The sequence below is a fragment of the Arthrobacter sp. P4_F11 genome, from assembly GCF_056401395.1.
This window is the reverse complement of record NZ_JBFUJK010000007.1, coordinates 46,306-69,703: the sequence shown is the minus strand read 5'-3', so window position 1 is coordinate 69,703 and position 23,398 is coordinate 46,306. Positions and strand designations below refer to the sequence as shown.

The following is a 23,398-nucleotide window of genomic DNA, read 5'->3' as shown; positions in this document are numbered from 1 at the left end:
GGGGTGCGACTAATTTCGGGGCGGCTGTTGAGGCCGGAATACAAGCTTCCCACAGCGGGCGGCTTCGCGGGGAACACCGGCGGCGGGCGGCTCCGCCGCAAGGAGCTGCGCGAGCGAGAGCCGGAAGACGCTGACCCCGCCGGGAAGCTCCACCGGGCCGGCCGATCCCTGCCGGCGCAGGAGCGCTTCCGCCGCGAGCAGCCGCTGGTAGCTGGGCTGCTGACCGCCGACGGCGGCGGCGGCCTTGGCGATCACCCGGAACCTCACGGCCGGGGCAAGATCCCTCAGCCCGGCCTCCGGAAGGCTGATCTCCTCCCCTGTCTGCTGGCGCAGCCGCTCGAACGTGTCGTTCGCCACGTCCTCCAGATAATCGGCGTCGAGCTGCAGGATCGCGGCCGTGCGGGCGAGCGATTCGGCAACGCCGGGGCCAAGCTTGTCCTCCAGCAGGGGCAGCACCTCAACCCGGGTCCGGGAACGCGCGTACACGGGATCGGTGTTGGACGGGTCGTGCCAGGGCTCCAGGTCCTCCACCCGGCAGATCTCCAGGGTGTCCGCGCGCCGCAGGCCCAGGAACGGGCGCAGCAGCCGGCCGCGGGCCGGCCGCATCCCGGCGAGGGACCGGGTGCCCGACCCGCGCGCCAGGCCCAGGAGCACTTGTTCGGCCTGGTCATCGAGGGTGTGGCCGAGCAGGATCGCGGCTGCACCTGCCTCGTCCGCGGCGGCCTCAAGGGCCGCATGGCGGGCGTCCCGGGCGGCGGCCTCGGGGCCCGCGCCGCTGGAGGCGACGTCGACAGTCCTGATCGTCACGGGAGAGAGCCCGAGCTCCTCGAGGGTCCGGGCCGTGGTGGCCGCGACCGCGGCCGAGCCCGGCTGCAGCTGGTGGTCCACGACGACGGCGCCGACAGAAACAGGATGGCCGTCCACGTGGCCCCGGCGCCCGAAATAGGCGGCGACGGCGGCGAGAGCCAGCGAGTCCGGCCCGCCGCTGCAGGCAACCAGGACGCGGTCCGGGTAGCCGGCCGCGGCGAGGGCGTCCTGCAGCATTTTTCGGGCCGTGCCGACCACCGGCGCGAGGCGGCCGGGCCGGCGTCGTCCGCTGGAAATCGAGGTCGAACCGGCGCCGTCGGCGGCAGTCATGGCGGCTAGAGGCCCATCCGGTCGAGCCAGAGCCGGGAGTCGTGGATCTCGGGTTCGCTGGGGAGGTGGTCCGCGGACTCCCAGACTTTGTTGAAGCCTCCCATGCCGGCGGCGGCCACCACTTCCCGGACGAACTTGGCGCCGTCACTGTACTGGCGCATCTTGGCGTCGAGGCCGAGCAGGTTGCGGATGAATTTCTCGATCATGCCGCGGTCCTGGCCGCGGTCGTTGAAACGTTGCCGGATGGTCTTCACTGAGGGAACGATGCTGGCGTCCACGGCGTCCATGACCACATTGGCGTGACCTTCGAGCAGGCTCATGAGGGCAGTCAGGCGGGACAGGGCCGCCTTTTCCTCCGGGTTCTGGAGCAGGTCCAGGATGGCGCCGCGGCCGGGCGCGGCGCCGGGTGCCGCGCGGTCCTTCAGCGATTTCGCGGCCGCCGAGGCCCGTTCCATCAGGGAATCGACATTGCCCAGCAACAGTCCGCTGAGGTTTTCGATCTCCTGGAGCATGTGGTGCCGCAGCCACGGTGCGGCGGCGAACTGCACCCGGTGGGTTTGTTCGTGGAGGCAGACCCAGAGCCGGAAGTCCGCGGGTTCGACTTTCAGTTCGCGTTCCACGGAGATGATGTTCGGCGCTACGAGCAGCAGCCGTCCGGAAGCGGGGGCCGTGGAGTTTTCGGCCAGCGCTGAGAAGGGATCGTACTGGCCCAGGACTTTGCTCGAAAGGAAGGCCAGGATGGCGCCGAGCTGGCTGCCGGTGATGGCTGCGCTGACCCCGGCAGCGCCGGGGCTGATGGAACCGCGGCCCTCCAGCAGCTTTCCCATGGCGGGCTTGAGCATGACGGCGAAGCTCTGCGTGTTGGCCTTGGCCCATGAGGCCCGGTCCACGACGAGGACCTCGGAGTCACGCAGGTCCCGGGCGGCGTCCAGGCCGGTGATGTGGTGGACGTGCGGCACGGAAATGTCCGCCATGAGCCGCAGATTTTCGACGGCGGCGCCGATCTCGGCGCTGCCCAGGACGGGGCCCGCCGGCGTCAGCCGGGCTGCCGTGGACGCGGCGAGCTCCCAGTTGATGAGATCCGGGACCTGGACCGATGCCGCACTCGGCGTCTTGGGTGATGTCTCGCTTGCAGAGGACTCCATGGGGTCCATCAGATCACAGGGCCCCGACAATGCGCCTTAATTTTCGCTGACCGGCGAACCGACCGGGGCTCCGGGACCTCCGGCCGAAGGGCCAGACCGGCGCGAAGAGCCAGACCTGCGCGGGGTCCCGGCCGGCCCGCGCCGTCAGCGGCAGCCGCAGCCGGCGAGGACGGCGGCGGAGCGGTCCAGCGCGGCTTTGTTCGCGGCGCCGGGGGTCAGCCCGTTGCCGACGAAGGAAAAGACCAGGAGCCGGCCGTCGGCGTCGACCACGGAACCGCTAAGCGCAATGACTGTGTTCAGTGTGCCCGTCTTGGCGCGGACCAGCCCGGCGCCCGCGGCCGAGGACGCATCCGTGTAGCGGTCCCCCAGGGTGCCGGTGAGCCCGGCGACCGGGAACCCGCTCAGGGCGGCGCGCAGCCGGGGGTCTGTGCCCGAGGTCATGGCCCGGACCACGTCCGTGAGCTGCCGGGCCGAGACCCTGTTGGCCAGGGCCAGGCCGGAGACGTCCGCGGCCCGGAGCGAGTCAGTGGGAACGCCCATGTCCTTGACCTGCTGCAGCACGGCGGCAATGGCGTCGTCGCTGCTGCCGGGCCGGCCGACGCCGAGGGCAGTCATCCGTCCCATCACCTCGGCGAGGTAGTTGTCCGAGGTCTGCAGCATCAAGTCCACCTGCTGCCCCACCGTGGCGGACTGGACCTCGGCCAGGACTTTGGCGTGCCCGCCCTCCGGCGCGTCACCGGGCCGGCCCCGGGCGACGCCGGGGGCCACGGACAGCCCCCCGGCCGCCGCGGCCGCCGTGAGCCGGGCGGCGAACACCTCGGCGGTGGTCATGGCGGCGTCCTGCGGGCGGGGTCCGGTGGTCTTGGCGGGATCGAACCTGGCGGAGTTCAGCGCCAGCGGGTACAGCGGGGCCATCTCGCCGGCGGCGACGTCCTCTGGGCTCCACGCCTGGCTGAGCGAGGGGCCGCTGAAGAGGGAGTCATCCAGCAGGACGTTCACCGTGCCGGTGACGCCGCCGGCTTTGAGGGCATCGATAGTGGCCTTCGCGAGCGTGGTCAGCCCGGCGCGGCCCAGAACGGCGCCCGGGGCCGATTCTCCGGCGCCCAGGAGGACATCACCTCCGCCGGTCAGGACCACCGAGCCGGGGGTCGGCCCTGCCAGCACGCGGGTGCTGAAGCGGCGGTCGGTGCCCAGGACACGCAGGGCCGCACCGGCTGTGAGGAGCTTCATGTTCGACGCCGGAACGCGGGCCTCGTCGGCAGCCCGGTCGAAGAGGACCTTCCCCGTCGCGGCGTCCTGGACGATGCCGGTGAAGGTGCCGGCGCCGTCGGGCCTAAGGGTCTTGTTCAACTGCGCGGCGACGGCGGCCCCGGCCGGAACCGGGGCGGAAGTGCTGAGGGGCCCGACTGCCCCCAAACTGTTGCCGGGAGGGCTCAATGTGGCGGGGATCTGCTGCCAGGGCGGTGCTGTCTGCGAGGCGTCGGAGGACCCGTCATGGCTGAGGAACGCCGGGGAGATGGCGATGCCGGCCGGCACAGCCACTGACACCACGAGGATTGTCTGGAGCAGCAGCGCGGGCATCCTGCGACCCCTGCCGGGCACCGGCTGGGTACCCTCGCGGCTGGTTCTCGGTTTCATGCTGCTGCTGGTCCTTAGTCCTGAAATGTCCCCACTAGTTCCTGAAACCAGCGCCTCTCGCTATATCCTCAATAGTAGTCGGCGGCACCGACAGCCCTTATGCACGTGCCGCGCACCCCCTGAATTCGTCAAGGAGCATTCCATGAAGCATGACGTGACCATCGAGATCCCCAAGGGATCGCGCGTCAAGTACGAAGTCGACCACGAGACCGGCCGCGTCCGCCTGGACCGCGTCCTGTTCACGTCGATGCAGTACCCCACCCACTACGGTTTCTTCGAGAACACCCTGGGTGAGGATGGGGATCCGCTGGACGCGCTGGTGCTCCTGCAGGACTTCGACCTCTACCCCGGCGTGATCGTCGAGTCCCGCCCGATCGGCGTGTTCAACATGACCGACGACGGCGGCGGCGACGCCAAGGTCCTGTGCGTCCCGACCGATGCCCGGTTCGACCACATCAAAGAGATCAGCGATGTCAGCGAGTTCCTGATCAAGGAAATCGAGCACTTCTTTACCCGTTACAAGGACCTGGAGCCGGGCAAGTGGGTCAAGGCCGAGGGCTGGGGCGACCGTGCCGCCGCCGAAGCCGAACTGGCAGCCTCCATCAAGCGTTACGTTCCGGCAGCCGGCCACTGACCGTTCCTGCACTCCAGCGCGGGGTCACGTACCGCCCATCCGGGGTTCCGGAACGGGCGGTACGTGACCCCGCGTTTTTGTTGGGCGTTTTTCGATTGGCGTTCAGTCAAGTGGCTGGGGCGCGGTGATGCGGACTCTCGGCGTCGACCTCGCTGCCGCCGCGAAGAAGACGGCAGCGGCCGTCATCGAATGGGATCAGGGCGCGGCGCGCCTGGCGCATCTGTCGTTGGACGTGGGCGACGAGGAGATCCTCCGCCTCTTCGGCACCAGCGCCATGACGGGGATCGATTCCCCGCTGGGCTGGCCGGACGCGTTTCTTCCCTTCATCGCCGGGCACCTGAGCTTCGAACCCCATCCGGTGCTGGACCATGACGGGATCGAGGGCCGCCGGCTGCTCGCCTACCGCGACACCGACCGTTTCGTCACCGGCAACACCGGCCTGATCCCGCTCAGCGTCTCCGCGGACCGGCTGGCCCACCCGGCGATGCGTTGCGCGGTGATCCAGGCGAAGATCGCAAGGGAGTATGGGCCGCAGGCCAGGGACGGCAGCGGCCGGCTTGCCGAGGTGTACCCGGCGGCGTCGCTGAAGCTCTGGGGGATCCGTGCCCGCGGCTACAAGGGGCGCGGGGCGCCGGAGGCGGGAAAGCTGTCCTCAGCGGTGGCGGATCTGGCCGTGAAGGCGCCGTGGCTGGACCTGGCGGAGTACCGGGCCGATCTTGCGGCGTCCGATGACATGTTCGATGCCCTCATCGCCGCCCTGTCCGCGCGGGCCGTCGCCGTCGGCGCGACGCTGCGGCCCGGTCCCGGGCACGCCGCGGCGGCCCTGACCGAGGGCTGGATCCATCTGCCCCGGGGCGGGCTGCAGGAGCTCCCGGGCTAGTCCCGGGCGGGCGCTGCTCAAATCCGCAGCGACCACGTGCTGATCTCCGCCGGGTCCTCGCCGTGCTCCCGGGTGTGGTCGCGGGCCCGCATGCGGCTGTCCTGCAGGGACTGGCGCAGCAGCGAGTGCCTCCCGGGCAGTCCGGGGACCCGGTCGATCGCGTCAATTGCCAGCTGGAAGCGGTCGATTCCGTTCAGCATGGCCATGTCGAATGGGGTCGTGGTGGTGCCTTCCTCCTTGTAGCCGCGAACATGCAGGCCCTCCCGGTTGGTGCGCCGGTAGGTGAGCCGGTGGATCAGCGCGGGGTAGCCGTGATAGGCGAAGATCACCGGTTTGTCCGCCGTGAAGATGCCGTCGAAGTCCCGGGCCGTCAGCCCGTGCGGGTGCTCGCTGGCGTCCTGGAGCCGCATGAGGTCCACGACGTTGACCACCCGCACTTTCAGCCCGGGCGCCCCCTGCTTCAGGAGCTCGGCCGCGGCGACGGTTTCGACCGTGGGGACGTCGCCGGCGCAGGCAAGGACGACGTCGGGCTCCTCACCGGCGACTTCGGAGCCGGCGAACTCCCAGATGCCCAGGCCCCGGCGGCAATGGTGCGAGGCCGCGTCGGGCCCGAGCCAGGTCGGCGAAGGCTGCTTGCCGCTGACCACGATGTTGACGTAGTCGCGGGAGGCCAGGCAATGCTCCATCACGGCCAGAAGCGTGTTGGCGTCCGGGGGCAGGTAGACCCGGATGATTTCGGCCTTCTTGTTCACGGCGTGGTCGATGAAGCCGGGATCCTGGTGCGAAAAGCCGTTGTGGTCCTGCTGCCACACGTGGGAGGACAAGAGGTAGTTCAGTGAGGCCACGGGCTGGCGCCACGGCAGCTGCCGGTGGACTTTGAGCCATTTGGCGTGCTGGTTGAACATCGAATCGATGATGTGGATGAACGCCTCGTAGCAGTTGAACACCCCGTGCCGTCCCGTCAGCAGATATCCCTCCAGCCAGCCCTGGCAGAGGTGTTCGCTGAGGACTTCCATTACCCGCCCGGCGCGGGCAATATGCTCATCCAGCGCATCAATCCTGTACTGCCAGACCTTGTCGGTGGCCTCGTAGACGTCCTGCAGCCGGTTCGATGCCGTCTCGTCGGGGCCGAAGAGCCGGAAGGTCTCGGGGTTCAGCGCAATGACGTCGCGCAGCCAGGGGCCGAGCGTCACCATGGGACTGATCCTTTCGATGCCGGGCTCGGCGACGTCGACGGCGTGCCGGCGGTAGTCCGGCAGGTTGAGCGGGCGCAGCATGATCCCGCCGTTGGCATGGGGGGTTGCGCTCATCCGCAGCGCACCGGCCGGGGCGTTCCTGGCCGTCTCCGGTCTCAGGCGTCCGCGGTCGTCGAAGAGTTCCGTCGGCCGGTAGGACTCGAGCCACTGCTGCAGCTGGCTCAGGTGCCCAGGATTGGTGCGGACCTCGTTCAGCGGAACCTGGTGGCTGCGCCAGGTGCCCTCTACCTGCTCCCCGTCCACCGTCTTGGGCCCGGTCCAGCCCTTGGGCGAACGGAGCACGATCATGGGCCACTGCGCAGCACCGTCCTGCGCAGTGCCGCTGCGGTGGCGCTGCTGGATGGTCCGGATCCCGGCCAGGCAGGCGTCCAGTGCGGCCGCGAAATCCCGGTGCGCCGCGGCTGTGTCGGCCGGATCGGCCACGGTGACGAAATGGGGGACGTGCCCGTAGCCGCGCAGCAGCTGTTCCAGCTGGGCCTCGGGCATACGGGCCAAAATCGTGGGGTTGGCGATCTTGTAACCGTTGAGGTGCAGGATGGGCAGCACAGCGCCGTCGGCCGCCGGGTTCAGGAAGTTGTGCGAATGCCAGCTGGCAGCCAGCGGCCCGGTCTCGGCTTCGCCGTCACCGATGACGACGGCCGTGATCAGGTCCGGGTTGTCGAAGACAGACCCATACGCGTGTGCCAGCGAGTAGCCGAGCTCGCCGCCTTCGCTGATCGAACCGGGGGTCTCCGGGGCGGCGTGGCTTGGAATGCCGCCGGGGTAGGAGAACTGCCTGAACAGCTCGGACAGGCCGGCTTCGTCGTCACCAACGTGGCCGTAAATTTCCGAATAGGTCCCCTCCAGCCAGGCGTTGGCGACCACCGCGGGGCCGCCATGGCCGGGACCGGCGATGAAGAGCATCTGCTGGCTGTCCCGGCGGATAGCCCGGTTCAGGTGGGCATAGACAAAATTCAGTCCGGGTGTGGTCCCCCAGTGACCAAGGAGCCTGGACTTCGTGTGTTCCGCGCGGAGGGGTTCGCGCAGCAGCGGATTGGACCGGAGGTAGATTTGCCCCACCGAGACGTAGTTCGCCGCCCGCCACCAGCGGTCCACCAGGTCCAGGGCCGCGGCGTCCAGGATCCCTGTCTCCAGGACCGCATTGTCCAGGGACGGGCCGTCGGCCGGCATCTGCGCGCGGGTGGTTCCATTCACGTCATTGCTCACTGGGATCCTCGCCTCGTGGGTCCTGCGTCGGCACATTTGGTCCATCGCAACACGTTCGGCGGACGGGGCACAACCCCGGTCCGTCACCGGCCGCCGGCAACTTGCCCCGCAAGTGCCAGCAGGTAGTGTGTCATCCAGAATGTTCACGCTGACCATCAATCAAACCGACAGCCGGCGCGACGGCGACCGCGTGCCGCAGCTCCTCAAGGACCTGCGGCACATTCCGGCGCGCCTTGATTTCGATCGTTCCGTTGAAGATGAGGTCCAAGGGATCCTGGACTGTCCGCATCAGACGGTGGAAGCGGCCATGATCGCCCTTCGCAGCGGCAGCTGGTACGTGGGCATTGGCGTGGGCCCGGTCAATGAACCCCTGCCGAACCAGATCAAGGACGCCTCCGGGCACGGGCTGATCTACGCCCGGCGCGCGGTGGATCGTCTCCGAAACCACAAGGACCGCGTCCGGGTGGCCGTGGAGGGCCCGCTGGCCGATCTTGCCGCAGAGGCGGAAGCCGTGCTGCGCCTCCTGGGCCACATTGTGCACGACCGCAGCCAGGCGGAATGGCGGGTACTGGACCTGCTCACCCCGGGGGTTCGGGGTCAGCAGAAGACGGTCGCAGAGGAACTCGGGATCACCACCCAGGCCGTGAGCAAGGCCGTGGCCCGGTCCCAGTGGAACGAAGAGCACGCGGCCCGGCCCGCTGCGGCGCGGCTCCTGAGCCTCATCCTCGACGTCCGCTAGCCCGTCCCGGCCCCTCCTCGGAACCGCCCGACCGTTTGCCGCGCCCTTGAGGCCTTAGAGGAGGCTGCGAAGCACGTGCGCGGCGCCGTCGTCGTAGACCGATTTCGTCACTTCGTCAGCAGCGGCAATCACCTCAACGGGGGCCTGGCCCATGGCCACGCCGCGGCGCGCCCAAGTCAGCATCTCGATGTCATTGCGACCGTCGCCGACGGCGACAGTACGGTGCGTTTCTATGCTGAGCCGGTCGCGGAGCTGTTCCAGTGCGCTGGCCTTCGTGACACCGGCAGCGGCGATGTCCAGCCACGCCGTCCAGCCCACCGAATACGTGACGCCGGCGAGCCCGATGTGGCGGATCGCGGTGTTGAATTCTTCGGGCGTATTCTCCGAGCTGAAGACCACCACTCGCACGGCGGTAGCCTCCAGCATGGTCTGGAAGTCGACGCCGACCGCTTCGACGCCGAAGCTGGCGTCCTGGAAGCGTTCTGTGGACAGGAAGTTGCCGTCCCCGTCCTCGAGCGCGTACTTGGCCGAGGGCAACCGCTTGCGCAGCGCGCGAAGGACCGGCCCGGGGTCAAACGTTGCCTTGTGGAGGATTTCGTAGCCCTCGGGCAGTCCGGAGTCGACGCGCAGGATCACACCGCCGTTGGAGCACACGGCGTAACCGTTCTCGATCCCGATATGTTCGATGACGGGCAATGTGGCGTTGAGGGAGCGGCCGGTCGCGATCATGACGTGGTGGCCTGCGGCCACCACGGCCTGGGCGGCCTCGCGGACAGGAACCGACATATGCCCGTCGTGGTCCACAAGGGTGCCATCGACGTCCAGGGCGATCAGCATCTTGTCGCCGGCTCGGTTCCGGGAGTTTCCCACCCGGGCCGCGCTGGCCGGGGCCGCCGTGTTCTGGTCTGTCATGTTCTGGTGTGTGGTGCGCCGGTCATCGTTGCCGGCGACTGAGGATTCAGTCATTGTTGTCATCTCACAAGTAGAGCAGAGACCCCCGACTGCCGCTAGGACACACGCCACAGCAAGGCGTGAACTTGCGGTAAACACCCACATAATGTCCCCGTTGTGGGCGTTTACCCGGCGGCCATCGGAGGCCTGGCTGGGGTCGGGACCGGGGTTAGAGGACGGGGAAAACCGTCATGCCGCCGAGGTACTTCTGCAGGGCGGCGGGGACGTTGACGGAGCCGTCGGGGTTCTGGTGGTGCTCCAGGATGGCGACGATCCAGCGGGTGGTGGCCAGGGTGCCGTTGAGCGTGGCGACCGCCCGCGTGCCCTTGGGCGCGCCGTCCTCGTTCAGAACCCGTTCCCGGATGTTCAGCCGGCGCGCCTGGAACGTGGTGCAGTTCGACGTCGAGGTCAGCTCCCGGTATGCGCCCTGGGTGGGGACCCAGGCCTCACAGTCAAACTTCCGGGCCGCGGAATTGCCCAGATCGCCGGCGGCGGTGTCAATGACGCGGTACGGGAGCTCGCACTTGGCCAGCATCTCCTCTTCCCATGCCAGCAGGCGGGCGTGCTCGGCGGCAGCGTCCTCAACCGTGGTGTAGATGAACATCTCCACCTTGTTGAACTGGTGGACGCGGATGATGCCGCGGGTGTCCTTGCCGTGCGAGCCCGCCTCGCGCCGGTAGCACGAGCTCTGGCCGGCATAGCGGATGGGGCCGGCCGAAAGGTCCAGGATCTCGTCGGCGTGGTAGCCGGCGAGGGCCACCTCCGAGGTGCCCACGAGGTACAGGTCGTCTTCGGCGAGACGGTAGATCTCGGCGTCGTGCTTGACGTCAAAGCCGGTGCCCTGCATGGTTTCCGGGCGGACCAGGGTGGGCGTGATCATGGGGACGAACCCGGCGTCGATCGCCTGTTCCATGGCCATCTGGAGCAGCGCCATTTCAAGCCGGGCGCCGACGCCGCGCAGGAAGTAGAAGCGTGAACCGGAAACCTTCGCCCCGCGTTCCATGTCGATGGCCCCGATCAGCTCACCGATCTCGAGGTGGTCCTTCGGCTCGAAGTCGGGGAATTCGCGCGGCGCGCCCACCGTCTTGACCACAATGTAGTCGTCCTCACCACCGGCCGGGACGCCGTCCTCGATCAGGTTGGGGATGGTCCGGAGGAGTTCGTCCTGGGCGGCCTGGACGAGATCGGCCTCGGCCGATGCCGCTTTGACGGAGGCCGCCAGAGCCTTGACCTCGGCGAGGAGGGCCTGCTTTTCCTCGCCCTTGGCCTGCGCGACCTTCTTCCCGTACGCATTCTGCTCGGCCCGCAGGTTCTCGAACCGGATCAGGGCTGCCCGCCGGGCCGAGTCCCCAGCGATGATCGCGTCCACCGCGGATTCGTCGGCGCCTCGGGCGCGCTGGCTGGCACGGAACTTGTCCGGATTTTCGCTGAGGTCTTTTACGTCGATCACCAGACAAGAGTATCCAATCCGGTCACGGTTGCCCGGCAAGCCGGCCTGCATGCGCTGGCGGGATACTGTTGGATCACAATGCGCGACTGGCTGCTCTACCTCGTCATCGCTGGGGCCCTGGTCTTTGCCGTCTCCAGCTGGTGGGGGGTGCGCCGGCTGAAGGCCAAGCACACCCGCAGTGCCGTGTGGGAGGAAACCCACAGCCCGGGCCCGGGCCGCCAGAAGGTGGCCGTGGTCCTGAACCCCATCAAGGCCAAGTCTGCCGAGGCCCGTGGCCTGATTGAAGCAGCGTGCGCGGCGGCCGGCTGGCCGGCGCCCCGCGTCTTTGAAACCACCGCAGAGGACCCCGGCTTCTCGCAGGCGCGGGCTGCGGTGGCCTACGGGGCCGACGTCGTCCTGGCCGGCGGCGGCGACGGTACCGTGCGTGTGGTGGCGGAGGTCCTCGCCGGGACGGACACCGCCATGGGCGTGATCCCGCTGGGCACCGCAAACCTCCTGGCCCGCAATGTGCATCTGGAGGTCAACGACCTGCCCGGCAACGTGCAGGCCGCCCTGTTCGGGGACCAGCGGTTCATCGATACGGCGCGGCTCACCCTGGAAAATTCGCTCACCGGGGAGTCAGCGCAACACACGTTCCTGGTGATTGCAGGCATCGGCATGGACGCCGAAGTAGTCAGCGACACCCTTGACGGCCTGAAGAGGGCGGTGGGCTGGCTGGCGTACACGGAAGCCGGGGCCAGGCACCTTCTGGGGCGCCGCAAGAAGGTCTCCATCGCGCTGGATGGCCAGCCTGAGCAGGCCCGGAAGATCCGCAGCGTCCTGTTCGCGAACTGCGGCCTGATCCCCGGGGGAATCGACTTCATCCCGCAGGCCATGATCGATGACGGGATGCTGGACGTGGTGGTGATGAGCCCGCGCAGTGCGATCGGCTGGCTGGCCATGTACACAAAGATCGTCCTGAAGCACAAGAAGGACCTGCCGGTCATGACGTATTACCGGTGCGGCAAGATCACTATCCGGTGCCCGGAACCTATGCCCACCCAGGTCGACGGCGATCCTTCCGGCGAGGCCACGATGGTCACCGTCGAGGTGGACCCGGGATCCCTGCTGGTGAGGGTCAAGGACGGCACCGAAGGCCGCTAGGCCGACGGCGGCTGGAGCGCGCCACTGCAGCGCGCCAGGAGCGAGGGACTAGGCGCTGGCGGCCTTCTTGGCCTCTGCCGCCTTCTTCGCCTCGGCCGCAGCCTTGGCGGCCCGGGCTTCGGACTGCTCACGGATCATTGCCTGCTCCTCTTCGAAGCGCAGGCGGTCCGCGCGGTCGGCGTCGTCGCCGTCCCAGTCCTGATTTTCAGCTGTCGGCTTGGGATTGACAATCATTCCCTGGCCGTCATTTTCTGTGCTGGTGCCTGACATGACCCGCTCCCTCCCGTAGGGGAATTCCCCAATATGGATCAGGCAAGCATACGCACAGTTGGGAGGGGGTGGAAGTGCGCCATATGGCATTTGCCTACGCTCTGGGCGAAGCCCCCGGGGTATATTCCGGCACAGCAGATGCGCCCCCCAGTATGTCTTTCACCCACGCATGCGCGGCGCGGAATGCCTGGTCGGAGGTATGCGGCGCGACGCTGGTCCGGTGGCCGTCGGCACGCTGGTAGGACCCGAGGAAGCGGGTGGCCGGGCTGATCCGGTGAAGACCCGCGAGCGCGTCGGCCACCCGGGCGTCGGCGACATGGCCGTCGGCATCAATGCTGAAGAAATAGTGGCCCAGGTACTGCCCGGTGGGCCGGGATTCGATCCGGCTCAGGTTCACGCCGCGGGTGGCGAACTGGTCCAGGATCTCCATCAGCGCACCCGGCCGGTCTTCGGGCAGCGGCACCACGACAGTGGTCTTGTCGGCTCCGGTGGGGGCCGGCAGTTCACCCGGGCGGCCCACCAGCACGAACCGGGTGACGGCTCCGGGGTTGTCGCCGATGTTTTCCGCCAGCACCATCAGGCCCGGCTGTTCGGTGGCCACGATCGGGGCGCAGATCGCGGCGTCGTAGTGGACGCCGTCACCATCCAGCAAGCCCATGGCGGCAGCGGCGGTGGAAGAACCGGGGATGTATTCCGCATTGGGAATATTGGCGTCCACCCAGAGCCTGCACTGGGCCCAGGCATGCCCGTGGGTGGAGACGCGCCGGATGTCCCCGAGCGCCACGCCGGGCCTGGCCACCAAGACGAAGCTGATGGGCACCAGGGCCTCCCGGAGGATCCTGAGTTCCTGGCCGGTGGCGATGGCGTCGAGGGTGGCGGTGACCCCGCCCTCGACCGAATTTTCGATCGGTACCATGGCCGCATCGGCGGAGCCGTCCCGCACCTTGTCCAGCGCCGTGTTCACATTCGAGGACGGGATGCGGATGGCCTCCGCCGCGTCCGGGACCTGCATCAGGGCCGCTTCGGTGAAGGTGCCCTCGGGTCCGAGGAATGTGTAGGTGAGCGTCGGTGCGGGCATCAGTTCTTCCTTCTTCAGTTACAGGACAACCGGTTTGAGGCCGTTGTCGGACACCAGCGGCATGCCGGTCTCAACCCACTGGTCCATGCCGCCTGCCACATTCACGGCGGAATATCCCATTCCGACCAGCCACTGGGTGGCCCGGAAGGAGCGGCCGCCGGTGCGGCAGATGACGTAGACGTCCTCGTCCGGGTCCAGCTCCTCAATCCGGGAGGGCAACTGGTCCATGGGAATGTGCAGGGCACCCTCGGCGTGGCCCGCAGCCCACTCATAGTCCTCGCGGACGTCCACGATCTTGGCGCCATCGGGGATGCCAGACACGCTTACGCTCTGGAAGTCGCTCATGTTGACCCTTTCCGCAGAATTCAAGCTCCGATCCCAGCGTATCCCCCGCCGCTGGCACCGCACCCCCGCTGGCGGCACGTTACGCTTCTGGGGACCGCAAAGGAGACCTCATGGCTGCCGAACACCCCGCGGAGCGGCCGGTCCGCGGCCCCCGCCACGGGACATGCCCTGCCCTGGCCGCGAGCGCTGGGCATGATGCAAATGTGTCCTTCCGCCGGTCCCAGGAATGGGCATGTCCCCCGGGTAGCCGGCCCGCGCGGCCCCAGGTACGGCCGGAGTCCCGCCTCCTTGGCTGAAATCCACGAACTCTCCGCCGTCGAGCTCCGCGATGCGCTCCGTTCCGGGGAGCTGTCCGCCAGGGCCGCCGCCGATCATTTCCTGGACCGGGTCGAAGCCCAGAACCCGCACCTCGGTGCCTTCATCACGGTCACCGCGGAACAGGCGAGGAAAGACGCCACGGCAGCCGACCGGCGCTACGCCCTCCGGAGCCGGAACGGCGGCGACTTGCCCCTGCTGCATGGAATGCCGGTCGCCTTCAAGGACCTGACGGATGTGGCAGGGGTCGTCACCACGCATGGAAGCGCGGCCCTGGAACGCAAGCCGGCCCTGGCCGACGGCGCAGTTCCCGCCGCGCTCAAGGCCGCCGGGGTCCTCTCGCTGGGCAAGACACAGGTCCCGGAGTTCGGCCTGACCGCCTACAGCGAGAATCGGATCGCCCCGCCGTCGCGCAATCCGTATGCACTCAGCCGCAGTTCGGGCGGCTCCTCGGGCGGCAGCGCTGCCGCGGTGGCCGCGGGGCTGTTGCCGTTCGCCCCAGGGTCCGACGGCGGGGGCTCCGTGCGGATCCCTGCCGCGGCATGCGGGCTGGTCGGGTTGAAGCCCGGACGTGGGCTGGTGCCGGCCGGGGAAAGCTCGGGCGATCCCGCGCAGCTCGTGGTTGCCGGACCGCTCGCCCGCTCCGCCGCCGACGCCGCGCTGCTGCTGGATGCCCTGGTGCCGGGACCGGACAATCAGGGTGCGGGCGGACAGGGTGCGGGCGGTCCGGGCATGGGCGGCCGGGCGCACGCCAGCTACCTCGAGCTGACCGCCAGGGAGCCCCGTCCGCTGAGGATCGGCATAAGTCTCGACAGCCCGTGGCAAGCGAAGTTTCCCTTCATCCCGGACAGTGAGGCGCTCGACGCACTCGCGGACGGCATCTCGCGGCTGGAGGCGGCGGGGCACGAGGCCATGGAAGCGGCGATTCGCTACGACAACCGCTACCCGGATGCTTTCACCACAGCGTGGACGGCCGGCATTGGCAGCGCGCGCATCTCGCCGCAGCGCGAGGCGCTCCTGACGCCGCTCACGAGGACTTTCCGCCGGCGGGCACAGCAGCGCAGTGCAGCCAAACTCAACGAATCCCTCGGGTTCCTCCGGCAGTTCCAGCAGGACACCATTGTCCAGTACGCCCAATGGGACCTCATAGTGACGCCGGCCCTGGCGCAGACACCCCGTCCGGTGGGCTGGTTCACTGGCGCGACCCACGGCGGAGGCTACTGGCCGGCCGCGGAATGGGCGGGCGACGCCGACGGCGACTACCGCAAACAGTGCGAGTACGCGCCGTGGTCATCCATGGTCAACGTCTGCGGGCTGCCGGCCATCAGCATCCCGGTGCACTGGACCGGCGGCGCCCCTGGTTCCGGCCTGCCGATGGGCATCCAGCTGATCGGGCCGATGGGCTCCGAGGGGCTCCTGCTGCAGGTGGCCGCCCAATTGGGCTTCTAGCCGCGAACCCGGCACTCACCCGGGGACATGCCCACTCCTGACGCCGCCCAGGGGACATGTCCGGAACTCACATCGGGCACCGGACACGGCCGTCCTCCACCAGTCGGGACGTGCCCGTTCCTCAGGCCGTGCACCGGACCCGCCCGCCCCTCACGCCGCGCAATGGACATGCCCAGTGCTCATCACGGACATGTCCGCCTGCGGCCGGGGCGGATGGACATAATGCCATCTTGTCCACGCCCGGGCACCAAGAATGGGCATGTCCCCCGGTGAGGCCCAGGAAACCAGCCAACCCAAGCCCCCAGCCACCCCAAGCCCGCGGACGCCGTCGGACCTCCCCTTCCCCCAAATGGACGCTGGCGGCGGCAGGCGGCTATCGTTCACTCAAACCCGACCAGGCCGCGAAAGAGGATCGATGAAGATCACCGGTGCAGTACTTGAGGAAATCGGCCGCCCCCGCCCCTTCGCGGAGTCCCGGCCGATCAGCATCTCCGAGCTGGAACTGGCGGCTCCCGGGCCCACCGAGATCCTTGTCCGGATGGAGGCCGCCGGAATCTGCCACTCGGACCTGAGCGTCGTCGACGGCAACCGGGTCCGGCCCGTTCCCATGCTGCTGGGCCACGAGGCCGCGGGCCGCATCGTGACGGTCGGTTCCGGCGTCACGGACCTGCAGCCCGGCCAGCGCGTGGTCATGTCCTTCCTGCCCCGCTGCGAGAACTGCGCGAACTGCGCCGAGGACGGCCGGCTGCCCTGCACGGCAGGGTCCAAGAGCAACAACGACGGGACCCTGCCGCACGGATCCCGGCTCCTGAGCCGCGACGGCGAGCCCGTCCACCACCACCTGGGCGTCTCAGGCTTCGCCACCCACGCCGTCGTGGACCGCGCTTCCGCCGTGCCGGTGGACGACGACATCCCCGCGGACATTGCGGCAGTACTGGGCTGCGCCGTGCTGACCGGCGGCGGCGCGGTGCTCAACGCGGCCCGGCCCCGCCCGCAGGACAGCATCATGATCGTCGGCCTCGGAGGGGTGGGGATGGCGGCGCTCATCACCGCCGTCTCGCAAGGAATCTCGCGGATCATCGCCGTGGACACGCTGGAGCAGAAACTCGATCACGCCCGCCGCCTCGGCGCCCACGAGACATACACCCCGCAGCAGGTCCTCGACGCCGGGGTCAAAGCCAGGTTCGTGATCGAGTGCGCGGGAAATCCCCGCGCGTTCGAGACCGCTTTTGCCGCCACCTCCCCCGGCGGCACCACCGTCACGGCCGGACTGCCCTCCCCCGAGGCCCGCGCCCAGCTGGCACCGCTGACCGTCACCGCCGAAGCCAGGACTATCGTGGGCAGCTACCTGGGCTCCGCCGTCCCGTCGCGCGACATCCCGAAATACGCCCAGTTGTGGCGGGACGGGAAACTGCCCGTCGAGGAGCTGATCTCGGACCGCATCGCCCTGGCCGATATCAACCGGGCCATGGACCAGCTGGCAGACGGCCACGCCATCCGGCAGATCATTATGTTCGACGCCGGCGAGCCCGCCCAGGAGCCCGCCGGCAAGCCCGTCTAGGACACGACCGCCCAGCCCGGAACGCCCGCGAAACCGGCGGAAAGAGAGACGAAAGAGAGGCAAAACACGGCCCGGGCTGCTTGCCTCGGGGCCGCTCGAATGTGACAATCGCGCGTCACAATGTCACCATTAAGTAAATGAGCACAACTCATTTATCCAATCCCCCCGCTATAACGCCGGGCGATCCCTCGTTACGTCCCCCCACCAAAACACCGAGCGACACATCGTTTTTTGGCCACCCAAAGATGCTGGCCAGCCTTTTCTCCGTAGAGATGTGGGAGCGCTTCTCCTTCTACGGAATGCAGGGGATCCTCCTTTACTACATGTACTTCACGGCTGCCCAGGGCGGCCTTGAGATTCCACAAGCTTTGGCGGCCGGCCTCGTCGGCGCCTACGGTGGCGGCGTCTACCTCTCCACAATCCTCGGCGCCTGGCTCGCGGACCGGCTCTTCGGGTCCGAGCGGGTGCTGTTCGGCGCGGCCGTCCTGATCATGGCCGGCCACATCGGGCTGGCACTCGTGCCCGGCATACCCGGCCTGATCGCCGGACTGGTGCTGGTGGGCGTCGGCTCCGGCGGCCTGAAGGCCAATGCCACCGCCCTCGTCGGCAGCCTGTATGGGGAGAAGGACGAACGCCGCGACGCCGGGTTCTCCATCTTCTACATGGGCATCAACGCCGGTGCGCTGATCGGCCCGCTGGTCACCGGCTGGCTGCAGGAAAGCCAGGGCTTCCACTGGGGCTTCGGCGCCGCCGCCGTCGGCATGGCCATTGGCCTTGTCATCTACTCGCTGGGCCGCAAGAAGCTGCCCGAAGAAGCACACCGGGTACCGAACCCCCTCCCGGCCGCCCAGCGCACCCGCTACGGCCTCGTATTCGCCGGCATCGCCCTGATCATCGCCGTGCTGCTCGTGACCGGCACGGTGAACGCCGAAAACCTGGCCATGTCCATGGCCTACGCCGCAATCGGCGCGTCGGTGCTGTACTTCGCGCTGATCTTCAGCAGCAAGAAGGTCACCCCCACCGAGCGCGGACGGGTCGCAGCATTCATCCCGCTGTACATCGCCTCCGCCGCGTTCTGGGCCCTGTTCCAGCAGCAGTTCACCTTCATCGCCGTGTACTCGGAGGAGAAGCTGGACCGGAACCTGTTCGGCTGGGAAATGCCTGCCGCCTGGGTCCAGTCCATCAACCCGGTGTTCATCATCATTTTCGCCGGCATCATGGCCGCCCTCTGGACCCGGCTCGGCCGCAAGCAGCCCGGTTCGGCCCTGAAGTTCTCGATCGGCCTGTTCGTGATGGGCCTTGCGTTCCTGGCCTTCATTCCGCTGGCCGGCGATGGCAAGACCCCTCTGCTGGCCCTGGTCGGAATCCTGCTTCTGTTCACGCTTGCAGAGCTGTTCCTCTCCCCCATCGGCCTGTCTGTGACCACCAAGCTGGCGCCGAAGGCCTTCCACACCCAGATGGTGGCACTGTTCTTCCTGTCCGTGTCCCTGGGCACCACCCTGGCCGGCATCCTGTCCGGTCTGTACAACCCGCAGGACGAGCTGCCCTACTTCATCGGCATCGGCGGAACCGCAATGCTGCTGGCTGTGGGCCTGGCGGTCGCCTCCCCGGCGATCAAGAAGCTCATGGGCGGCGTACGCTGACCCGATGAGCACCGCACATCGCGTTCCGGTTGCTTCGCGCGGCTACACGCCCGGCCCCGGCGAGGCGTCCGACGTCGAACTCATGCCGGCAGGCGATGTCACCGACGGCGTGGTGCGGGTTGGCGGAACTATCCGCCGCCCGCACCAGCCGCAATCCCTCGCCGTCGCCGAGTACCTCGACTGGCTGGACGACGCCGGTTTTGAGGGCTCCCCCCGCTTCCTCGGCCGCGACCCGCAGGGCCGGGACGTCCTGACCTTCGTGCCGGGAGACTGCGCCGGGTCGCCGCCGGAATCCTGGGTGCAGTCCGAGGACCTGCTGGCCTCCGTGGCCCGCCTGGTGCGGCGCCTGCACACCGCCTCCGCCGGCTTCGTGCCGCGGGCCCACGCGTTCCCGCCCCGGCCGGTCCGGCCTAACCCCACCGACGCCGCCGGACTCATCTGCCACCTGGACGTGACACCCCAGAACGTGGTGGTCCGGGACGGCGTGGCCGCGGGACTGGTGGATTTTGACCTCGCCGGGCCCGCCACGGCACTTCACGATTCGCTCAACACCGCCATGCACTGGGTGCCGCTCCACGACCCGGCAGATGCGTGGCCGGGCTGGGAAGACCAGAATCCGTTCCGCCGGCTGCGCATCTTCGCCGACGCCTACGGCTGGAGCGAGGATGAACGACGCCGGGTTCCCGGCGCCGGGATCGACGCCGCGGCGCTCAGCTACGAGCGGATGCGGCACAACGCCGCGGCCCTGGGCGGCGGCTGGGCGCGGATGTGGCAGGACGGCGTGGGCGGCCAGATCAACCGCCGGCGCGCTTGGCTTGAGGCCAACGCGAAGCCCCTGGTGGCTGCACTGACAACCTGACCAGGCGCGGCTCCGGCGCCACAGGGCAGACCTAGGCTCCGTACCCGCTGTTGCGCGCGGTGCCGATGACCAGTCCGAAAATGACCAGGACCAGGATGGTCACGGCGATGCCCACGTAACCCATCACCAGGCCGGCGATCGCCATGCCCCGGCCGGCCGGTTCGCGCCGCAGGGCCAGGTGCCCCAGAATCACGGCGGCCAGCTGCGGGAGCAGGAAAAATCCGAATCCCACCAGTGCGGCGATGCCGCAGCACATGCTGGCGATGCTCAGACTCTTGGGCGACGGCGGCGCGCCGTAGTACGCGGGCTGGCCGTAGGCGTTGGGGCTGCCCGGCTGGGCATACGGCGACGGCTGGCCATATGGGGCGGACGGCTGGCTGTAGATCGGGGGGTACGGGCTTGAGTACTGGCCGCGGTCAGGTGCCGCCTGGCCGGTGTAGGGCTGCTGTCCGACGTGGGGCTGCTCCCCCGTGTCGGGCTGCCGGCCTGTGTGAGGCTGCTGGCCCGGGTAGGGCTGCTGCGGGGATTCGGGTTGCGCGGACTGCTGCGTCGCCGACGGTCCCTGGTCCTGGCCGGCGGGTGGTGTCTGCCCCGGCGGAACGTCGGGCTGCTGGTCCGGGAGGCGCAGGGTCGGCTGGTAGCCCTCCGGGGTCTCGTCTTTGCCTTGTTTTGGCTGTTCAGTCATGGCTTGTCCCCTCAAGAAGTCCCTGGATCCAGAGTACCGCCGCACGGTTGGCTTGGGACCGGGCCTATTGGCGGGTTTTCTTTCGTCACAGGAGCGGGTTTGGCGCGAAACCGTGTTGCACCCCGCCCTCGTCTGGCATGCTGGTGCCATGGCTAGCCGCGCGGGCACAGTTGCCCAACCCCAAGACCTTGTTGACCTCACTGCGCTTTTGGATGCGTACTACGACGTTTCGCCGGATCTCTCGGACCCGGGCCAGCGGGTGGCCTTCGGCACCTCCGGGCACCGTGGATCGAGCCTGAAGGCCTCCTTCAACGAATCCCACATCCTCGCCATCACGCAGGCGATCGTGGAATACCGGGCAGGCCAGGGCATCACCGGCCCCCTCTACATGGCCAAGGACACCCATGGCCTGAGCGAGCCCGCACAAAACTCCGCCCTTGAGGTGCTGGCCGCCAACGGCGTGCACGTCCTCATCGACGCCCGCCACGGCTACACGCCCACCCCTGCCCTGAGCCACGCCATCCTGACGCACAACCGCAATGCCGCCCCTGGCGCGCCGCAGGCCGACGGCATCGTGGTGACCCCCAGCCACAACCCCCCGGGAGACGGCGGATTCAAGTACAACCCTCCGCACGGCGGCCCCGCGGACACCGACGCCACCGGCTGGATCGCCAACCGCGCCAACGAGCTGCTTGAAAACGGCCTGCGCGGCGTCAAGCGGATTCCGGTGGCCGAGGCCCTGGCCGCCGGGACCACCGGCAAGTTCGACTTCCTGAGCAGCTACGTCGACGACCTCCCCTCGGTACTGGATCTCAACGCGATCCGCGAGGCGGGCGTCCGGATCGGCGCCGACCCGATGGGCGGAGCGTCGGTGGACTACTGGGGCGAGATCGGTGAGCGCCACCACCTGAACCTCACCGTGGTCAACCCCACCGTCGACCCGCAGTGGGCTTTCATGACGCTGGACTGGGACGAGAAGATCCGGATGGATTGCTCCTCGCCGTCGGCGATGGCGTCCCTGATCAACCGCATGTCCGACGGCGCCAAGTTCGACGTCGCCACCGGCAACGACGCCGACGCCGACCGCCACGGGATCGTCACCCCCGACGGCGGGCTGATGAACCCGAACCACTACCTCGCCGTCGCCATCGATTATCTGTACCGGCACCGGACCGGCTGGAACCCGCAGTCCGTGATCGGCAAGACCCTGGTTTCCTCATCCATCATCGACCGCGTGGCCGAGAGCCTGGGCCGCAAACTTGTCGAAGTGCCCGTGGGCTTCAAGTGGTTCGTCCCCGGGCTGCTGTCCGGAGAGGGCGCCTTCGGCGGCGAGGAATCCGCCGGCGCCTCCTTTAACAAGATGGACGGGAGCGTCTGGACCACCGACAAGGATGGCATCCTGCTGGCCCTGCTGGCCTCGGAGATCACGGCGGTGACGGGCAAATCACCGTCGCAGCTGTACAAGGGCCTCACCGACCAGTTCGGCGACCCCGTCTACGCCCGGATCGACGCGGCCGCCACCCGGGAGCAGAAGGCGGCGCTGGGCAAGCTCTCGCCGTCGGACGTTACCGCGACCGAACTGGCCGGCGAAACGATCACGGCCAAACTGACCGAGGCGCCGGGCAACGGGGCCGCGATTGGCGGCCTCAAGGTCGTTACCGAAAACGCCTGGTTCGCAGCCCGGCCCTCCGGCACGGAAGATGTCTACAAGATCTACGCCGAGTCCTTCAAGGGTGCCGAGCACCTCAAGCAGGTCCAGGCCGAGGCGAAGGCGCTGGTGGACGGGGTTATCTCGTAGTTCAGCCACCGGTGGCCAACTCGGCGCGGTCCCTGCCAAGCGTCTTTGCCTGGTAGAGGGCCGCGTCGGCCGAGATCACTGCGGCGTCGAGGCTGCCCGCTCCGGCGCCGGTGGACGCGATGCCGTAGCTCACGGTGGGCAGCCGGGGAATCACTGCGGACCCGGATTGATGGAGCCGGACGCTGATGTCGGCAGCGATTTCCCGTGCCCGGTCCGGCGTGACGCCAGGCAGCAGGAGGATGAATTCCTCACCGCCGTAACGGCCCACGAGGTCGGTGGAGCGGACGGTGCCGGAGCAGGCCCTGGCAAAGGCCTGCAGCGCGGAGTCCCCTGCCGAGTGGCCGAACTGATCGTTGATGGCCTTGAAGTGGTCCAGGTCCGCGAGGATGATCGATGCCGTGGTGCCGGTCCGGCGCAAACGGCGCAGTTCGTTTTCCGCGAGGTCCAGGAACGCTGAACGGTTGAGCAGGCCCGTGAGGCCGTCCACGGTGGCCCGTGCCCGGAGGTCCTGGGTCTGCTGTTCGTAGCTCAGCTCGGCCATGGTGAAGGAAGCAACCACGAGCGTGATCGTCGAGAAGACCGTCATCGGGACGGAGCCGAACACCGACGTGAAGACGGCACCGTCCGGTCCGTTCGCCAGGAAAGCGACAAGGCGGCCCAGGTAGAACACGGCCAGGATGCCGGCGCCCACCGCGAGGGGACGGTGGACGCGCGAGTAGTCGCGCTCGAGCAGGAACAGCTCCCGGGATGCCAGGCCGATCAACACGGCCATGAATCCCAGGTACACCGGGCCTCCCGCCCAGACGTTGGTGGCCGGGTGGCCGAGGAAGGAAGCGACGGCGGTCGCGGCAGGACCGGCCGCGAGCTGCCAAGGCCGGAGTGAGGGGGCGCGGAGGGATCGACCGCCGGCCCAGATGCTGGCGGCACCGGCGACCAGCAGGACGTTGCCGGCAGGGATGGCCCACCCCTGCTGCGTCGTACCCTCCAGCAGGTACGCGCCGTTGCCGACCAGGAACAGCAGGAGCGCCATGCACCACCAGCCGCTGTAGTGCGACCGGGTGCGCCGGAACGTAATGAAGTAGAAAAGCATGAGCAGTGTGAGGTCGACAAGCGCCAAGGCAACCCGCAGTGTCGCGGCGTCAAGCATCATTTAGTGGTCCCCCCGGTCCGCTGTGACTTGCCCTAAATACTCACTTCGTCTTCGAATTACCGTCGA

20 protein-coding genes are annotated in these 23,398 nt (G+C 68.5%); 9 read left to right on the top strand and 11 right to left on the bottom strand.

The window, feature by feature from the left end; genetic code table 11:
* Window positions 1-9: 9 nt before the first annotated feature.
* The 3 genes from tilS to dacB form a co-directional block, all read right to left on the bottom strand.
* Window positions 10-1,044, bottom strand: coding sequence for a tRNA lysidine(34) synthetase TilS (tilS, locus tag AC1DRO_RS09615; protein WP_476950764.1), 1,035 nt, complete (start codon window positions 1,042-1,044; stop codon window positions 10-12).
* A 98-nt stretch (window positions 1,045-1,142) separates the two neighbouring features.
* The gene (locus tag AC1DRO_RS09610) at window positions 1,143-2,282 is read right to left on the bottom strand and encodes a zinc-dependent metalloprotease (protein WP_476950660.1); all 1,140 of its coding nucleotides are present in this window, start codon (window positions 2,280-2,282) and stop codon (window positions 1,143-1,145) included.
* A gap of 144 nt (window positions 2,283-2,426) precedes the next feature.
* The gene (gene dacB, locus AC1DRO_RS09605) at window positions 2,427-3,920 is read right to left on the bottom strand and encodes a D-alanyl-D-alanine carboxypeptidase/D-alanyl-D-alanine endopeptidase (RefSeq protein WP_476950659.1); all 1,494 of its coding nucleotides are present in this window, start codon (window positions 3,918-3,920) and stop codon (window positions 2,427-2,429) included.
* A 142-nt stretch (window positions 3,921-4,062) separates the two neighbouring features.
* Between dacB and AC1DRO_RS09600 the strand changes: the two genes are divergently transcribed.
* Window positions 4,063-4,554 carry an inorganic diphosphatase gene (locus AC1DRO_RS09600; RefSeq protein ID WP_018774943.1) on the top strand — a complete coding sequence of 164 codons (492 nt, stop codon included), beginning with the start codon at window positions 4,063-4,065 and terminating at the stop codon, window positions 4,552-4,554.
* Window positions 4,555-4,681: 127 nt separating this feature from the next.
* Complete coding sequence (locus tag AC1DRO_RS09595) at window positions 4,682-5,434, top strand: DUF429 domain-containing protein (RefSeq protein ID WP_476950658.1); 753 nt, start codon at window positions 4,682-4,684, stop codon at window positions 5,432-5,434.
* Window positions 5,435-5,451: 17 nt separating this feature from the next.
* On the opposite strand, the gene AC1DRO_RS09590 is transcribed toward AC1DRO_RS09595, so the two are convergent.
* Entirely contained in the window at window positions 5,452-7,860 is a 2,409-nt protein-coding gene (locus tag AC1DRO_RS09590; RefSeq protein ID WP_476950763.1) for a phosphoketolase family protein, read from the bottom strand.
* A gap of 175 nt (window positions 7,861-8,035) precedes the next feature.
* On the opposite strand from AC1DRO_RS09590, the gene AC1DRO_RS09585 reads away from it, so the two are divergent.
* The gene (locus AC1DRO_RS09585; protein ID WP_243178301.1) at window positions 8,036-8,635 is read left to right on the top strand and encodes a hypothetical protein; all 600 of its coding nucleotides are present in this window, start codon (window positions 8,036-8,038) and stop codon (window positions 8,633-8,635) included.
* A 54-nt stretch (window positions 8,636-8,689) separates the two neighbouring features.
* Here AC1DRO_RS09585 and AC1DRO_RS09580 read toward each other — a convergent pair whose 3' ends face one another.
* Complete coding sequence (locus tag AC1DRO_RS09580; protein WP_243178300.1) at window positions 8,690-9,610, bottom strand: HAD family hydrolase; 921 nt, start codon at window positions 9,608-9,610, stop codon at window positions 8,690-8,692.
* 145 nt (window positions 9,611-9,755) lie between these two features.
* The gene (gene serS, locus AC1DRO_RS09575; protein WP_028275985.1) at window positions 9,756-11,036 is read right to left on the bottom strand and encodes a serine--tRNA ligase; all 1,281 of its coding nucleotides are present in this window, start codon (window positions 11,034-11,036) and stop codon (window positions 9,756-9,758) included.
* 78 nt (window positions 11,037-11,114) lie between these two features.
* Between serS and AC1DRO_RS09570 the strand changes: the two genes are divergently transcribed.
* A complete protein-coding gene (locus AC1DRO_RS09570; RefSeq protein WP_028275984.1) occupies window positions 11,115-12,179 on the top strand; it encodes a diacylglycerol/lipid kinase family protein in 1,065 nt (354 codons plus the stop codon).
* 48 nt (window positions 12,180-12,227) lie between these two features.
* Here the strand turns inward: AC1DRO_RS09570 and AC1DRO_RS09565 are convergent, their stop codons facing one another.
* From AC1DRO_RS09565 to AC1DRO_RS09555, 3 genes are all read right to left on the bottom strand, one after another.
* The gene (locus AC1DRO_RS09565; RefSeq protein WP_018774949.1) at window positions 12,228-12,449 is read right to left on the bottom strand and encodes a hypothetical protein; all 222 of its coding nucleotides are present in this window, start codon (window positions 12,447-12,449) and stop codon (window positions 12,228-12,230) included.
* A 94-nt stretch (window positions 12,450-12,543) separates the two neighbouring features.
* The gene (gene pheA, locus AC1DRO_RS09560) at window positions 12,544-13,527 is read right to left on the bottom strand and encodes a prephenate dehydratase (protein WP_476950657.1); all 984 of its coding nucleotides are present in this window, start codon (window positions 13,525-13,527) and stop codon (window positions 12,544-12,546) included.
* Between the two features lie 18 nt (window positions 13,528-13,545).
* Complete coding sequence (locus AC1DRO_RS09555) at window positions 13,546-13,872, bottom strand: rhodanese-like domain-containing protein (protein WP_028275982.1); 327 nt, start codon at window positions 13,870-13,872, stop codon at window positions 13,546-13,548.
* Window positions 13,873-14,160: 288 nt separating this feature from the next.
* Here AC1DRO_RS09555 and AC1DRO_RS09550 point away from each other — a divergent pair, with 288 nt between their 5' ends.
* The 4 genes from AC1DRO_RS09550 (at window position 14,161) to AC1DRO_RS09535 (ending at window position 19,699) form a co-directional block, all read left to right on the top strand.
* On the top strand, window positions 14,161-15,636 hold the full coding sequence (locus AC1DRO_RS09550) for an amidase (protein ID WP_476950656.1): 1,476 nt from the start codon (window positions 14,161-14,163) through the stop codon (window positions 15,634-15,636).
* Window positions 15,637-16,051: 415 nt separating this feature from the next.
* The gene (locus tag AC1DRO_RS09545; RefSeq protein ID WP_476950655.1) at window positions 16,052-17,197 is read left to right on the top strand and encodes an alcohol dehydrogenase catalytic domain-containing protein; all 1,146 of its coding nucleotides are present in this window, start codon (window positions 16,052-16,054) and stop codon (window positions 17,195-17,197) included.
* Window positions 17,198-17,334: 137 nt separating this feature from the next.
* Window positions 17,335-18,840: a peptide MFS transporter gene (locus AC1DRO_RS09540; protein WP_476950654.1), complete on the top strand. Its 1,506-nt coding sequence runs from the start codon at window positions 17,335-17,337 to the stop codon at window positions 18,838-18,840.
* A gap of 4 nt (window positions 18,841-18,844) precedes the next feature.
* Window positions 18,845-19,699: a phosphotransferase gene (locus tag AC1DRO_RS09535; protein ID WP_476950653.1), complete on the top strand. Its 855-nt coding sequence runs from the start codon at window positions 18,845-18,847 to the stop codon at window positions 19,697-19,699.
* A gap of 31 nt (window positions 19,700-19,730) precedes the next feature.
* On the opposite strand, the gene AC1DRO_RS09530 is transcribed toward AC1DRO_RS09535, so the two are convergent.
* Window positions 19,731-20,384, bottom strand: coding sequence for a DUF4190 domain-containing protein (locus AC1DRO_RS09530; protein WP_476950652.1), 654 nt, complete (start codon window positions 20,382-20,384; stop codon window positions 19,731-19,733).
* 148 nt (window positions 20,385-20,532) lie between these two features.
* Between AC1DRO_RS09530 and pgm the strand changes: the two genes are divergently transcribed.
* Window positions 20,533-22,182 carry a phosphoglucomutase (alpha-D-glucose-1,6-bisphosphate-dependent) gene (pgm, locus tag AC1DRO_RS09525; RefSeq protein WP_476950651.1) on the top strand — a complete coding sequence of 550 codons (1,650 nt, stop codon included), beginning with the start codon at window positions 20,533-20,535 and terminating at the stop codon, window positions 22,180-22,182.
* 1 nt (window position 22,183) lies between these two features.
* On the opposite strand, the gene AC1DRO_RS09520 is transcribed toward pgm, so the two are convergent.
* Window positions 22,184-23,332 (bottom strand): GGDEF domain-containing protein, encoded by a 1,149-nt coding sequence (locus AC1DRO_RS09520; RefSeq protein ID WP_476950650.1) that lies wholly within the window; start codon window positions 23,330-23,332, stop codon window positions 22,184-22,186.
* Window positions 23,333-23,398: the final 66 nt, after the last annotated feature.